15 protein-coding genes are annotated in these 12,518 nt (G+C 58.2%); 7 read left to right on the top strand and 8 right to left on the bottom strand.

Annotated features, from left to right (window positions below; all coding sequences use genetic code 11):
- Nucleotides 1-568: 568 nt before the first annotated feature.
- Nucleotides 569-1,216, bottom strand: coding sequence for a hypothetical protein (locus tag AC0V7N_RS00485; RefSeq protein ID WP_475453766.1), 648 nt, complete (start codon nt 1,214-1,216; stop codon nt 569-571).
- Nucleotides 1,217-1,776: 560 nt separating this feature from the next.
- Nucleotides 1,777-1,944, bottom strand: coding sequence for a hypothetical protein (locus tag AC0V7N_RS00480; RefSeq protein ID WP_475453764.1), 168 nt, complete (start codon nt 1,942-1,944; stop codon nt 1,777-1,779).
- A gap of 253 nt (nt 1,945-2,197) precedes the next feature.
- Between AC0V7N_RS00480 and AC0V7N_RS00475 the strand changes: the two genes are divergently transcribed.
- The 4 genes from AC0V7N_RS00475 to AC0V7N_RS00460 all read left to right on the top strand — a co-directional run bounded on the left by AC0V7N_RS00475 (nt 2,198) and on the right by AC0V7N_RS00460 (nt 4,866).
- A complete protein-coding gene (locus tag AC0V7N_RS00475; RefSeq protein ID WP_475453763.1) occupies nt 2,198-2,659 on the top strand; it encodes an exopolysaccharide production repressor protein in 462 nt (153 codons plus the stop codon).
- A gap of 198 nt (nt 2,660-2,857) precedes the next feature.
- On the top strand, nt 2,858-3,058 hold the full coding sequence (locus tag AC0V7N_RS00470; RefSeq protein ID WP_475453761.1) for a hypothetical protein: 201 nt from the start codon (nt 2,858-2,860) through the stop codon (nt 3,056-3,058).
- 232 nt (nt 3,059-3,290) lie between these two features.
- A complete protein-coding gene (locus AC0V7N_RS00465) occupies nt 3,291-3,596 on the top strand; it encodes a hypothetical protein (protein ID WP_475453760.1) in 306 nt (101 codons plus the stop codon).
- A gap of 679 nt (nt 3,597-4,275) precedes the next feature.
- Nucleotides 4,276-4,866 carry a glutathione S-transferase family protein gene (locus AC0V7N_RS00460; RefSeq protein ID WP_475453758.1) on the top strand — a complete coding sequence of 197 codons (591 nt, stop codon included), beginning with the start codon at nt 4,276-4,278 and terminating at the stop codon, nt 4,864-4,866.
- Between the two features lie 553 nt (nt 4,867-5,419).
- On the opposite strand, the gene AC0V7N_RS00455 is transcribed toward AC0V7N_RS00460, so the two are convergent.
- From AC0V7N_RS00455 to AC0V7N_RS00445, 3 genes are all read right to left on the bottom strand, one after another.
- Nucleotides 5,420-5,797 carry a hypothetical protein gene (locus tag AC0V7N_RS00455; protein ID WP_496627641.1) on the bottom strand — a complete coding sequence of 126 codons (378 nt, stop codon included), beginning with the start codon at nt 5,795-5,797 and terminating at the stop codon, nt 5,420-5,422.
- A gap of 323 nt (nt 5,798-6,120) precedes the next feature.
- On the bottom strand, nt 6,121-6,258 hold the full coding sequence (locus tag AC0V7N_RS00450) for a hypothetical protein (RefSeq protein WP_475453755.1): 138 nt from the start codon (nt 6,256-6,258) through the stop codon (nt 6,121-6,123).
- A 1,731-nt stretch (nt 6,259-7,989) separates the two neighbouring features.
- A complete protein-coding gene (locus AC0V7N_RS00445; RefSeq protein WP_475453753.1) occupies nt 7,990-8,157 on the bottom strand; it encodes a hypothetical protein in 168 nt (55 codons plus the stop codon).
- Nucleotides 8,158-8,775: 618 nt separating this feature from the next.
- Here AC0V7N_RS00445 and AC0V7N_RS00440 point away from each other — a divergent pair.
- A complete protein-coding gene (locus AC0V7N_RS00440) occupies nt 8,776-8,967 on the top strand; it encodes a hypothetical protein (protein ID WP_475453752.1) in 192 nt (63 codons plus the stop codon).
- Between the two features lie 54 nt (nt 8,968-9,021).
- Here the strand turns inward: AC0V7N_RS00440 and AC0V7N_RS00435 are convergent, their stop codons facing one another.
- Nucleotides 9,022-9,558 (bottom strand): inorganic diphosphatase, encoded by a 537-nt coding sequence (locus AC0V7N_RS00435; protein WP_496627640.1) that lies wholly within the window; start codon nt 9,556-9,558, stop codon nt 9,022-9,024.
- A gap of 51 nt (nt 9,559-9,609) precedes the next feature.
- Here AC0V7N_RS00435 and AC0V7N_RS00430 point away from each other — a divergent pair, with 51 nt between their 5' ends.
- Nucleotides 9,610-9,855 (top strand): hypothetical protein, encoded by a 246-nt coding sequence (locus AC0V7N_RS00430; protein WP_258589696.1) that lies wholly within the window; start codon nt 9,610-9,612, stop codon nt 9,853-9,855.
- A gap of 325 nt (nt 9,856-10,180) precedes the next feature.
- Here AC0V7N_RS00430 and AC0V7N_RS00425 read toward each other — a convergent pair whose 3' ends face one another.
- Nucleotides 10,181-10,456 (bottom strand): DUF6894 family protein, encoded by a 276-nt coding sequence (locus AC0V7N_RS00425; RefSeq protein ID WP_475453749.1) that lies wholly within the window; start codon nt 10,454-10,456, stop codon nt 10,181-10,183.
- Between the two features lie 389 nt (nt 10,457-10,845).
- Complete coding sequence (locus AC0V7N_RS00420) at nt 10,846-11,757, bottom strand: hypothetical protein (RefSeq protein WP_475453747.1); 912 nt, start codon at nt 11,755-11,757, stop codon at nt 10,846-10,848.
- A gap of 312 nt (nt 11,758-12,069) precedes the next feature.
- Between AC0V7N_RS00420 and AC0V7N_RS00415 the strand changes: the two genes are divergently transcribed.
- Nucleotides 12,070-12,429, top strand: a complete 360-nt coding sequence (locus AC0V7N_RS00415) for a hypothetical protein (protein ID WP_475453745.1) — start codon at nt 12,070-12,072, stop codon at nt 12,427-12,429.
- Nucleotides 12,430-12,518 lie beyond the last annotated feature (89 nt).

Here is a 12,518-nt window from a genome sequence, read left to right as displayed (position 1 = left end):
GTAGACCCAATCCGGTCGGCCCCTAGACCCTGCAGATGATTCATCTCTGAACGTCATTAACCGCGATCCTCGCTGCTATATTCACAGCCGTGGAACTTTGTGGCTCCAGTCGTTGCCTTACGAGGTTCGGGTTCCAATCCAAATTACTTCAACGCATGAACTGACCCGCACACGCGATTCAACACACTATTAAATTAGCGTGCGCTGAAATGGTTCCAAAAACGAAAAAGTCGGTCGGCCGGATCCAGCGGCCGCGAGGGTTTGAGGGTGGCTTGGCGAAGGCCGTATTGCGGCGGGGCATAATACCTGCGAGTCTCCCAATTTCCGCCGCAACGAACCCCGGTGCTGGGATGACCCCCTGGCACTCCACATCCGGCCCGCCCGTGCTCCCATACGGCTCTGGTCAATTGCTGGGTTTTGCACTCAAGCTCTCACGTTCCAAAGTCGACAACAGCAAAAAGTCCGCCACATAGAGGGTGACGGACTTTCTGACTGGCTGGAGGCCAGGAGAGCGCAACAATAGCCTCACGGCCAAATCGACACTTTCTTCCCATCGAGTGTAGGGATGCTAGCGACCCGCAATCAGCAGGCAAAGTTGGCGCAGATCGCGATCATATGCGTCTTGGTTGCCAAGCACGTCCGCACAACGCTTCTTCATCCGCGTCAACTGCGCGCTCGACATGTGGGCGACAGCACTCGAGACGCGAGTAACGCCTGGGACGCCAGGAGTACCCGGGGTGCCAGGGGTGCCAGGAGTACCCGGAACACCGCCGATGCCGACACCTACGCCCGCTCCGATGCCGTTGCCGACCCCAACACCTGCGCCGACGCCGATGCCACCGGTACCCCCGACGGTCGCGCCCAGACCTGCCGTAACACCGCCGGAGCCGCCGACGGTCGCGCCGGCACCCGCATCGATGCCATTGGTCCCACCGATCGATGCGCCAGCTCCGGCATCGATGCCATTGGAGCCTCCGATCGATGCGCCTGCGCCAGCATCAACGCCGTTCGACCCACCGATCGATGCGCCAAGGCCCGCGTTGATCCCACCCGAGCCGCCGATAGAAGCACCGGCCCCGGCGTTAACTCCGCCACTGCCGCCTACAGATGCGCCGGCACCAACGCCAATTCCGGCGGCGTTTGCTGGCATGCACAGGGCCGCGATAATTGCACCACTCGCCAAGGTTTTGGCGGTTCTCTCGAAGATACTAGCCATGACACTCTCCTTGTGGTTGCCTAAATAAGGACAACAGGCACGTGCCGGTTGTACATACAGTACGCGCGAGGAGATGTTAGGGTTTCCTAATATTACGCGATCTTCGGGGACGTAGTTGCCAATCGCTATTCCTTAACATTAAAAATTTATGCATCGTGTAATTAAAGCTTCATATTGGCAGCTACATCGGATTTCGAGCTGCTTGCCGTCCGGATGTTAGCATGTAGCTGGTCTACCTGAAACGCTCCGTGGCTTCTTTGATGGTGGCCCATCCGTAGACGGCGCCCGACTTGGTAAGTATCCGCGCGACCGGATGGCGATCAGTCAATGGCACCTTTAGCAGGCTGTTGAAAAACTGTTTTGTTCACGGAACGTATCAGAATCAGACCGAGCACAAAGCAGATTCAAAACGGGTATCTCCGATCCTTTTTCCACAGCCTGTTAGAGCGTGATAGATGCCGCGCGGGAGGGTGCCAATGCGAGAATTACCATTCGACATCGATGCAGATGCCGTGATTGAAGTCGCGCAGTGTGTAGGGCTTTAACAACCGTAGCTAGCTTCACCGCACGTTTCGCAACGCCCGAACCGCTTCGACTAATGTCTCTCGATCATTGCCAAGTGTCCTGATCAGGTCCCTCAACTGGTCGAGCGTGATGCCGTTTTCCACGGCAAAAACCGCATCCTCATGAACCTCGACGACTTCGCGCTTCGGCTGCCTTTTGGTCATGACCCCACCCATGGTTGCGACAAATTTAGCGCAAAAGCGATATTTCGTCGACTACGGATTGGACGAAGGCGGCCCGGCAGCCCGTTGGGGTATGACTTACCGGCCGCCGGGCCTAACCGGCGTGGGCACGCCGGCTGGCGCGACCGTAATGTTAGCAACTCTGCAACAACACCCTGCGCGGACGTTTTCCCCCGGTAATGTCCCATTTCGGGACGGGGTGCTGGCATCGCTCTTGCCTCGGACAGCGTGCCGGTTGATCCCGGTCCTGATCGCGTACTCTGGTCAGGTTGTAGGCTCGCCGGGCTTGAGGTTGTTGGGGTCTTCGCCCGGCGAGTTTATGCCGTCATTCCAAGCAGCGGGCGGGATCTGGTTGGATTCTTCGGGGGCCGGTGCTTGCAAATTAACTAAATTAGTTACAACTTATTTATCTGTTCTCGGGATTGGCCAGACGATGTATTTTCCGCAGTTTCTGGTGGGAATGCTGACGACGTCGGGCGTCGTAGGGGTTTGGGCCTATGTGGCCACAGGATCTATCTGGAAGGCTATTGCCTGGGGGACCATCGCCGCGGTTTTGTTGCAGGTCGGGTACTTCGCCCTTGTTTTCAGGCTTGTCTATGGGCGGCGAGACATCAAGCAGAACGCGGAGGAGACTACTCCGGACGCCACAAAACAGCCGGTCGCTTCCAGTCAGCCGCTGCACAGAGACGGTCGCTAAAGCGTGCTTGCCGCCAAAACGGGGAGCCCACCGCGCCCGCCAGGCGGCGCGGGAACGCTTCGCCGGTGGTGTGGGAACAGCGGGCCGGCGAGAATGCGCGCTGTAGGGCTCCTCGCATTCGTCTAAAAGTTTCAGGAACTATTTCAGCGCATGCTAATTGAATCGCATTTTTGCGAGTCAGTGCGATTTATGGGAAAAATGAGCAAGCGCGGCAGTGATTTTCTCTACCATTGGATGTCGGACCATTTACCGGACGACCCGATCACCGACCCGGTGCTGCTGGTGATCGATATGACTGTGGACGCAAAACGGGCGGCGGAAGCCCAAGGCATTGCAGGCCAAGAGATCGACGAAGAAATTGGCACGATCTACGAATTCATCATGCGGGATTTGCGCTGACCTCTTGCTAGGCGACAACAGACTACGAAGGCCAGCAGCGGGAGCGCAATCGCGACTGGAAGACGACCTTCGATCGCACCAAACCGGCTTGACGGAACATTAGCAATCTCTAACAGTTTCTCGCTTGCGGCAGGGCGGGTTCCCCTGCTGAAGATCGGGCCACAGACCCTGATCGGCCCGCGCACCTCTGGCCGAGAGCGCGGGCTTTCCCTCTTTTTTGAAAGCAGTCACCATGTCCCAATCCGTCGAACCACCGATATTGCCAGAGGATAGCCCAGATCGTGAGGTGAACTGTGAAGTCGCCTTGGAAGCCGCATTCGCAGCCCTGGTGACTACGTCAGAAGCGCAAGGTTGGACGCCACAGGAAACGGCTGCAACTCTGCTCAAAATCGCGACGGAACATGCCCACCAGCTTGAGGCTGCTGCGGCCGCTGAGTTGCTGACCACCAAGGACAAGGCAAAGACTGATGCTTTGGCGAAAGAGATCGGCGACAAGGTGCGGGTCGAGGAGATCACGCCGAAGGCGAAGCGACGCTAAGGCCACCGTCGGGGTCTGCCTCATAATGGGTCAATCTGTTGGCACTGTAATTGCAGTGCGGAACCTTAGCTGGGTAAAACCAACACCCTGGCAAGTCCCGCTATCCCTAGGGACGGCCCGCCGCTGCCGTGAATGGGGCGGCGGGTTTTTCGTTTTTGGTCCGGAACCTCGACGCTCAGGGCAGGTTGAGCCACGGTGGCAGGCTCTTCAGCGGTCCTGCCGCCGGCCAAGGTCCCTCCTTTGGTCGACCCGCGTCCTGCAACAGGGGCGCGGGCCATTTCAGATGGCGGCATCAACCGCAGGCCTCGCAAATTTGCTGGCCATCAAATGACCGACGCGGACGCCGGTGACGACAGTGCCCGCGTCGGTCACTGCGGCATCGTCAACAGGGGTTGTCCCGTCAAAGGGAGTACCGCCGCGTGCCCAGTTTAGCACCGCTGAACCGCCCGGCAAGCGACGTCGGCTTGGCTGACTGACCGGCGCTCGCTATATCGGCCAGACCGCAAAGGGGTGGACATTCCAACTCTGATCGCCAGCAAGATGACGGACAAGACGCACGAAAACCGCGTATGATGGTCGAGCGTTTGATCATTTCCATGAGCGGAGGAGGAGGCGATTGAGCGGCAGGTTCACGCTATATGGTAGCCCGCACTCCCTACCGACCTACCGGATAGCGCTGATGCTGCGCCTGTGCCGCACCGGCTTCACATTTCGCTACATCAGCTTCCAGCGCGGCATGCATCTGACGCCCGAATTCCAAGCTCTGTCCCGCTGGGGTCAGGTGCCAGTGATCGAGCATGACGGCCGGGTCTTCGTACAGTCGGCGGCCATCCTCGAATATCTAGCGGACACGCTCGGCTGCTTTGGCGCGGCCAATGTCGAAGCGGGCCAACACGTCCGGGAGTGGCTGTTTTGGGACGCCGACCGGCTGATGCCGCCGCTCTATGCTTGGTATAGCGTCGAACTGGGCCGTCGCAACTTGTTGCCACTCTCATTCGATGCGGTGCTCGTGGCAGAGTTTGACCGTAAGGGGCGGGCTGCTCTGGACATCCTTGACGCCCATCTCTCGGGCCGTCGCTTCCTCGTTGGCGACACGGCGACGATTGCCGATATCTGCTGCTACGGCGAGGTCGCTTTCGCGCGCCTGAGCAACAGGGATCTCGCGGCGTGGCCGAGCATCGTTGCCTGGGCCGGTCGCATTGAGGCATTGCCCGGCTTCGCCGAGCCATTCGACCTTCTGGCGATGCAGGATGCCGAGATCGCATCCTAGTGAATGGAGCCTAACACTTGGTGCCCACAGCGATTCCCGACCGAACTCTACTGCCTTTCGCGCCAGAGCCCTATCGCCAGTCCTGCAGTGACAAAGAAGCCTGCCGCACTCGCCCACATGGGGATGGTGATACCACTTACAGTAACCTCCCAGCCTAACCAGAGCCGTAGCGCATGCACTAGGGCTATCAAAATCAGGAGGACAACGGTAACGGTTGTGAAGGGCCTCATGTCCAGCCTCCCTTTTGAGATCGAGCGAGAAATGCGTCACTCGCGCAACGATCTTTATGCAACTAGTGTCCGATTATTATACGCCCCGCGCGCGCGGGACGCTTCGGCGGTGTAGGACAGCGGCCGGTGGAACGCGCGCTGGCGGGCCAATGAGGGATAACGAGGCGAGTTGTGCAATCACCATCGGCGAGCCCGGAAGTGGAAATAGAATCCGAGACCGAGCGCAGCAAGTAGAATCGTAGGTATCACCAACAGCCCTGTTTCAGACACGCTCCCTCCCTGCCCACTCTGGTTTGGAAACAGAGGAGCGATAAAAAAGAACACTATTGCCCAGATCGCTGCTGGAACGCCGTAAACCAGAAAGAAATGGCCGAATTCCTTTGCCCAAAAGTCCATTTCACTGTGCCCAAAATCTTTGCGGTTCTGGAAGTCGACACCCGGCAGGGCGCTTGACTAATGCCACCACCCTGCCGCTCGACCAACTTCCACTGCGGCAGCAACGCATGTGGCGACCGTCGCGAATAAGGCCAGGGTCCGCTCGAAGCTTGCCAGCTTCTTTCCGTCACGATCTTTTGCCCGTCCCAATACAGCTCGTTCGTTTTTACATCAACGCCTAGATGGTCCAGACCATTCATGCTGATCATTCTGACGTTCTTAGGCCAATCTTGGGGCGGTGTGCTGTCGGAATGAATCTGGGTCATTTCCTAAGCCTCACCCCGGCGCCGGGCTCAATCGGTTTCCGGGGCCGTCCAAGAAAATCCTGGTTCGGTCTCAACAGCCTTCATTCTCGGGGCTGCGATAGGTTTACTGTTTGGTCTCTCCCTCAGTAACGCACCTGTGCGTAGCCGAGATGATCGTTGGTTCACTAGCGCACGGTAGGGCTGGCAGTTCGGATAGCCCAGCTTCCCTTGTTGAGCGCACAGGCAATGATCGGTCACCCCCCGCGGGCGCCGATCAAATGGCCCTTGGGAATCCCTAATTCTCCGCGTGGCTAAAGACGACAGTGCCGTTGTCCTTGCGAACTTCAACCGAGACGAATCCCGTCGTCGCCCTTTCGCGTCGGAAACATCGAGATTGCGTAGTCCTTGGCGGTCTTCTCGGCGTCGAAGGTCAACTTGTCGACGATGCCCTGTCTTCCATACCAGATGACTGTATAGGCCACGGTTGCGCTCCATGCTTGCAACGAAGGATACAAGCGTTCCGGCTGGCGCGCGACACTCCTCCGCTGGCTTTCGTTTCCTTATTCCGAAATTTCATGAAACGGGTGGCGTTTTTTGGCACTTTGCGGCCTGAGCGCATGCAGACTTGAAGAGATGCCACCGCCATGGTTTTCTGCATAAGCAAGGTCTAATACGAACCGATCCCGCCGTGGGGGGCGGCTACGGGGACGACCAAGAAAAATCGTTTGATCGCGGAGCGAACCGATGGCGAACGCGAAGTACTACGTTTCGAAAGAGGCCGACCGCTGGAAGGTTCGATATGAAGACAAAGATTATGCCTATGACTCGCGCGAATCCGCGTTGTCGGCCGCTGTCGAAGCCGCAAACGGTGCAGCGTCAAAAAGGGCATGCGGCGGAGGTCCTAGTCCAAGGTGTCGACGGCAAATGGCGCACCGAATGGCCCGCCGGTTGACCCCGGGTTTTCAGCGCTGAAAATTGCGGAGCTTTTAAAAAAAATTGCTCAAATCGGCGCGTTTTAGGTGACGATGGATCGGGCCGGCGCCCGGGTTCCCGGCGCGTGCACCACTAGTGCTTGTCTGCACTCTTTGCCGATGCCTCGGCGGCCAAAGCGTGCCGTGATCATTTTTGCGGCGAGACGTTTGACACGAAGCGCGACCGGGAGAACGGCAAGATACGGAATCTGGCGCCGCACCGATGGCGGTGGCGCTGGGGTGAGGCTGAGGAAGGCTGGCGTATTTTAGGTGAAACTAACTTATCTACTTCCGCGTTGCTGGCACCGGCAAGGTGATGGCGGGGTAGCTTTTGGCCGATTTCAGACAGTTTCGATGCCCTCAATGTCAGGGCGCTAGGTCACCGACCCTTCAATATCCGCGCCTCTCGCAATAGCGATGACCCACTGTGAGCGCCAAGAATTGCGATAAGCTCGCGGGCTTGCGTTTCGGTAATACCCGCCTCAGCGACTAATCGCTTTACGATAAAATCGCTCGGTTTGGTGCGTGCTTCGTCCCGTTCGTCGGCCATCGGCACAATCCCCTAGACGGCCAAACGTACTCATCGGACGCGTGTTCCCGGCAGGCACTTGCCAAGCCATAGACCGTCGCCGCCGCAAAGGCGCATAATCGCTGCATGAAGTTGCCACCACGGACCAAGCTCGCCAACGATAATGGCGAGGCAGAAGACCACCTAGTTGTGGTCACGCTTGCCCTGCGCAAGGTCATCAAGGGGGTTTGGCGCGCCGGCTAATCTGGTGAGCGCATTGGCCGTCAAGCCGCCTGTAGGCGCTACGCAGCAGTAGGAGGCCGCACCGGTCCTGTGGTGACAGGCCAGTGCTGATTTGACTCGCTAACCCACTGTCGGAAGCGTACAGTTCCCAAGTCGTCCGCCATCTACGGCACACGGGCGCTTGGGAGCCAACTCAGGTGCTCTCGCCTATTCGGAGCCCTGCAATGTCTCTGTCCCAGAGCCTAGTGCCTTTCGATCTGACTTTCGAATGCCCGCACTGTCAATTGGCCCTTACCAAAACTGGGGCCTGGTTTCGCGTCATCGCCAGCTATGAGTGCGAAGGATGCCGGCGGCGGGTCAAGATAACCTATCCCGACAAGATCAAGATCTTCAAAGCACACGCGCACTTGGCAACACAGGCGGTTTGATATTGCTGGCAAGCAATTCGGCCAGGACGCCAATAATCGAGGGAAGATCACGCCCGACCGGCTTCAGCGCACGTTTCGCAACGCCCGAACGGCTTCGACTAATGTCTCTCGATCATTGCCAAGTGTCCTGATCAGATCCCTCAACTGGTCGAGCGTGATGCCGTTTTCCACGGCAAAAACCGCATCCTCGTGAACATCGACGACTTCGCGCTTTGGCTGCTTTTTGGTCATGACCCCACCCCTGGTTGCGACCAATTTAGCGCAAAGGCGATATTTCGTCGACTGCGGATTGGACGAAGGCGGCCCGGCAGCCCGTTGGGGTATGACTTACCGGCCGCCGGGCCTAACCGGCGTGGGCACGCCGGCTGGCGCGACCGTAATGTTAGCAACTCTGCAACCACACCCTGCGCGGACGTTTTCCCCCGGTAATGTCCCATTTCGGGACGGCAGGTGCTGGCACTGCTTTTGCGTCGGATTGCGTGCTGGTTGATCCCGGCCCTGATCGCGTACGTGCGCAAACTTAACTGGTTCCCCCACGCTCGAACGGCCGCCCGACATCGGAAGGCCCTTCGCGGTCGCACCATTTTCTATTAATTAGTTGTCGCTACCCTGGTGTGGCGGCGACCGCCAGTCGCCACCCCGGCCAGCGCGGAATTCAGGCAATGTTTCACCGGCAACCGCGCTGGCCACAATCCAATTCCCGCCTGGCCAGCGCTGTTCCGGCAGTGGAGGGGCTGACTGACTCTAACGATCGCATTGGTAAAAAGGGTACAGAATTTTTGCGCTTGAAACGCTGATTTCCGTGGTCATATAATTCGCTGTTGTCCCTTTTTGCGTGAGGCAATTGCGATGGACGGCACGGTCTCTAACGGCACGATTCCGACGGCGGTTGAAGTTGTTGAGGCGTGCGGCGAATGGTTCGTCCGCGTCGTTGAGGACGGCAAAGAATACAGCCGATCATTCGAGCTGGAATCTTACGCCCTAGCGTTTGCAGAAGGCCAGCGGATGCGCCTGCATCTTGATAAGGTGGTGCGCCTCTAGTGCACTTCGGCATGGCGATTGAAGGCATCGCCTTCCCGGCAGGGTAATCCCCCGTCAACCCCGCCGGGCAGTGAAGGCCTTCATACCCTTCCTAATCGCTCTTAGAGCTTCGTTCGCGCCCTGCCAGCCCTTGAACTTGATGGTTTTGCCGGTGCCTAGCACCGAAGAGAGAAAGAATTGCTCGATTTCCCGCCTCAGGTGGTCGGGCACTTGGCCTTCGGTTGCGGGTTCGTCTTCTGCATCCTCCTTGTGAGGGCAGAAGATAAAACGATCATTGCGTAGGGCCTCGCCGCCCTGATCCTTCTGCTTGACACGCAGCGCACCAAGCAAGTGGCATTTGATGACTACCCCTGGTGCGGTAGGAGCCTGATGAATGACGAGCCCATCCAGGGGGTCACCGTCCTCGCCCAACGTCGAGGGGATAAAGCCCCAGTCGTACGGGTAACTCATTCCAACCGGCAGGGGCCGGACGTAGCCAAAAACCCTAGTCGCTGGATCATAGGCTAATTTCGCAGCCGCACCACGTGGAGTTTCAACCACCACCCTGATCAGGCCATCGGTCCTCGTCGGCAACTTTAGATAGTCTGGCATTGGAGACGCCTCGCAAATGTGAGCCGGCTCTGGAACTTCGGGAGGTCAAGAATGTTCCGAGCGGGCAGCCGCCAGGAGAATCCAGGGATGACAAAAACTGCTCTCCATATGCTCAAGGGCGTGGGCTATGTGATTTCAACTGTAAGCGTTGTCCTGCTCGCCATCGTGAGCTGGAAGAGCGCTTCGCAAAGCCCACTACTGATCGCCTGTCTGCTCGTCGGCGCCACCGCATCAATTGCTGGCATGTTATGTCGATGGCTCACGTACGAAATCGAAAAGCGTCGGGAAGGGAAATAGATGCCGTCAGGACCGGTCTGCGTTGATCGGGAATACGCCGTCCGTAGCTGGAATGATCGTCACAATTCCACGCTAGACACGCGTCCTTCACGGACGACCGCCGGCCTTCAGCTCGTCAGGCTGGCTATAGAACAGGTTTGTCCGCCTGGGGCGCTGCCAAGCGAAGAAACGTGACTGGGCTTTATGGGCCCGGAACCGGTCCACTAGGCTGAAGCGCTGGTAGAACAATCATTGAAACCGTGGAAGCTCGTTGGATGGGCACCGTCTTGGTCAAATCGCGCCACGGCGGTCCGAGATTGACCGGAACCTTGGAAAGCCCATCCCCTTAAACATGGCTGTCTGGTGAGGAGGACGAGCCTGGAAGCCTTCGCTCAGCGACAACGTTGAAGTGCAATGCGACTTCTAAGATCCCGGAGCCAGCATCGTCGCGGACCTTTATCGAGAGCTGATGATGATCACCGTCCGGCAGGCTTTCTCTGATCATATCCATCAGAGCCGAGATGGCTTCCTTCTTCACCTCGGCGAAATCCTTGCAATCTGTTCCTTGGTCATCGTGAAACACCTGACCGTTGTCGTCGACGTCGAAGTAATAGAGAGCCATGGGACCTCCCGTATGCTCGGTACGGATGGCCCGCGCCTTCCCATCCTGCGCGGGCCGACCAAGTCAGCTTTGGTCAGCGGTGGCCGCTGAAGCACCGACCGCCTGGTCATCAACAAACCGACTGTTTCTAAGTTCCGATCGACTGGGAAAAAGCCCGCCCAGCGTGCGCCGAGACAGGCTGAAAGTCGTCATGGGTGGTATTGAGTGGGCCCGCCTCGACTCGGGGGGCAAAGCGGGCCCGGCCAAGCCTTGCGGGATCTTGACCAGCAGCTACGCTGCCGTCCCTGAAACCAACCGGAGCATATCAGGTTCCGCTTATGCTTGAAAAACGCCCGCCCGAATGGAGAAACGGGAGGGCCATTGTCTGTTTGATGGGATCTAGCGGCTGACTAGCGAGCTAAGAAGATAGCTTCTTCCTCCTCATCGCGTTGCCTCCCGCCTAGAGCCGCCGCAGCGCTAGCGACGAGGGCGCCTATGACCAAGGACAAAGCACTCAAAAGCGCAAAGGTTATAGTTGCCTTCCTGGCGGTGTCGGCGGCTTGCTTTGCCTTTACTTTTGCGTCCTGCACTTTGGCAAGCACTGCATCGACGCGCGCCTTGGCGTCTGCCTCCGACAATCCTGTCCGCGCCGAAACCAGTTGAGACAGATAGGTCTTGTCATCGGCAGAAACGTCGCCCGTCGCTGCGCTCGCGATCAGAATATGAGTTGCCTGTGCCGTTGCCGCCGCATCGCTTTGTGGGTTGGCGGCGGCAAGCTTGGAAGGGTCGTTCGGTCTGAAAAGCGAATCCACGAAGTACGATGTTGCATTGTCGACCGCTCCCGCGTTGGACGATGCACCAGCCGAAGCGCCCATGGCCGCGCCCGAAGCGATAGTCGTCACCGCCTGCGCACCCGAGCCTACCGCTCCAGAGAGGGCCGACCCGAGAACGCCGACGACAAGCAGCGTCGCAAGCGCCCAGGCAAGAAAGCCGTGCGCGGTATCACGGAAGTAAACCTCGTCCGTGTGAACGTTCACCCATTTGGTACGCAATCGTCCTGCAAGATAGCCACCTACGCCCGAGGACAGCCATTGGACGATTACTAGCCAGACCGCAGTGGAGCCCGCGAAAGTAGTTACCGAGGCGCCCGAGCCGGACCATGGCGAAACCATCGTCAGGCCGAGGCCGGAGCCGAGTAGCATTAGAATGAACGTGAGCGTGCAGGCCGCGAAGGCGCCGGCGATGATCGGCCCCCAGCTGACGGCGGTGGACGAGGATTCGGTGGAGCGGGAAACCTCTACGCCTGAGAGGACTGGTTGCATCGCAGCACCTATCGAACAAAAAGCATGATGAGAATAATGATTGGAATCGGAATTCCAATGAGCCAGAGCAAGATACCGCGTCCCATGAAAACCTCCCGTAATTGTTAGGACCCAAATACCAATTCCTTGCTCGACGTTTCGTTCCCGAAGTCGTCCCCAACGAAAAGCCGGCTGCCTCGGAGGGAGCAGCGGGCCTAGTAGTGGTGTCGGAAGTGGGTGGGACATCCTCCCAACTAACGCGCTACCGGAACCAGATGCGCGCAACGAGATTGCATAAGCCTCTACCGCCAAATACGGCATCGGGAGGTGCGCTTGAATCTCGACAGGGAAGTTCGACATAAATCCGAAGACGTCGATGACCAAGTCTTAGCCGATGTGTTGGTCGCGTTACAAAAGCGAGTGAAGATCAGCCACGATTTCGATATTCCCTATATTGCTGGATACAGTGGTGATGCGACGACCGTTTACATAGACCGCCGCCTGCCGAGAACGATGGCATGGAAAGGCAGGGAAGTCAGACTGGCACCCTTTTTGGTCACGCACGAAATCGTGGAAAAGGCGTTGTTGGACGAGCTCAGGTTGCATTACCTCCACGCCCACCAGCTCGCCCTTCGGGCCGAGCGAGATGCTGTGAGGGGCGCCGGCTCACGTGGAGAGATTACCAAGCAGTGATGAAGGCTCACGAGAAACAAATCGACGAAGAGACGCTCAAACGTGTGCCTGGCGATTTGGATCTGACGCCGTATAGGGACCTTGACGAC

The sequence above is a fragment of the Mesorhizobium kamtschaticum genome, assembly GCF_056174585.1.
The sequence above is the reverse complement of the archived record's forward strand: the minus strand, read 5'-3'. Positions and strand labels throughout refer to the sequence as shown.

What these genes read in the sequence shown, in the direction of transcription:
- AC0V7N_RS00485 (WP_475453766.1), bottom strand. Translation starts at nt 1,216, where the DNA reads ATGGCTAGTATCTTCGAGAGAACCGCCAAAACCTTGGCGAGTGGTGCA.
- AC0V7N_RS00480 (WP_475453764.1), bottom strand. Translation starts at nt 1,944, where the DNA reads ATGACCAAAAGGCAGCCGAAGCGCGAAGTCGTCGAGGTTCATGAGGAT.
- AC0V7N_RS00470 (WP_475453761.1), top strand. Translation starts at nt 2,858, where the DNA reads ATGAGCAAGCGCGGCAGTGATTTTCTCTACCATTGGATGTCGGACCAT.
- AC0V7N_RS00465 (WP_475453760.1), top strand. Translation starts at nt 3,291, where the DNA reads ATGTCCCAATCCGTCGAACCACCGATATTGCCAGAGGATAGCCCAGAT.
- AC0V7N_RS00460 (WP_475453758.1), top strand. Translation starts at nt 4,276, where the DNA reads ATGCTGCGCCTGTGCCGCACCGGCTTCACATTTCGCTACATCAGCTTC.
- AC0V7N_RS00455 (WP_496627641.1), bottom strand. Translation starts at nt 5,797, where the DNA reads ATGACCCAGATTCATTCCGACAGCACACCGCCCCAAGATTGGCCTAAG.
- AC0V7N_RS00445 (WP_475453753.1), bottom strand. Translation starts at nt 8,157, where the DNA reads ATGACCAAAAAGCAGCCAAAGCGCGAAGTCGTCGATGTTCACGAGGAT.
- AC0V7N_RS00440 (WP_475453752.1), top strand. Translation starts at nt 8,776, where the DNA reads ATGGACGGCACGGTCTCTAACGGCACGATTCCGACGGCGGTTGAAGTT.
- AC0V7N_RS00435 (WP_496627640.1), bottom strand. Translation starts at nt 9,558, where the DNA reads ATGCCAGACTATCTAAAGTTGCCGACGAGGACCGATGGCCTGATCAGG.
- AC0V7N_RS00430 (WP_258589696.1), top strand. Translation starts at nt 9,610, where the DNA reads ATGTTCCGAGCGGGCAGCCGCCAGGAGAATCCAGGGATGACAAAAACT.
- AC0V7N_RS00425 (WP_475453749.1), bottom strand. Translation starts at nt 10,456, where the DNA reads ATGGCTCTCTATTACTTCGACGTCGACGACAACGGTCAGGTGTTTCAC.
- AC0V7N_RS00420 (WP_475453747.1), bottom strand. Translation starts at nt 11,757, where the DNA reads ATGCAACCAGTCCTCTCAGGCGTAGAGGTTTCCCGCTCCACCGAATCC.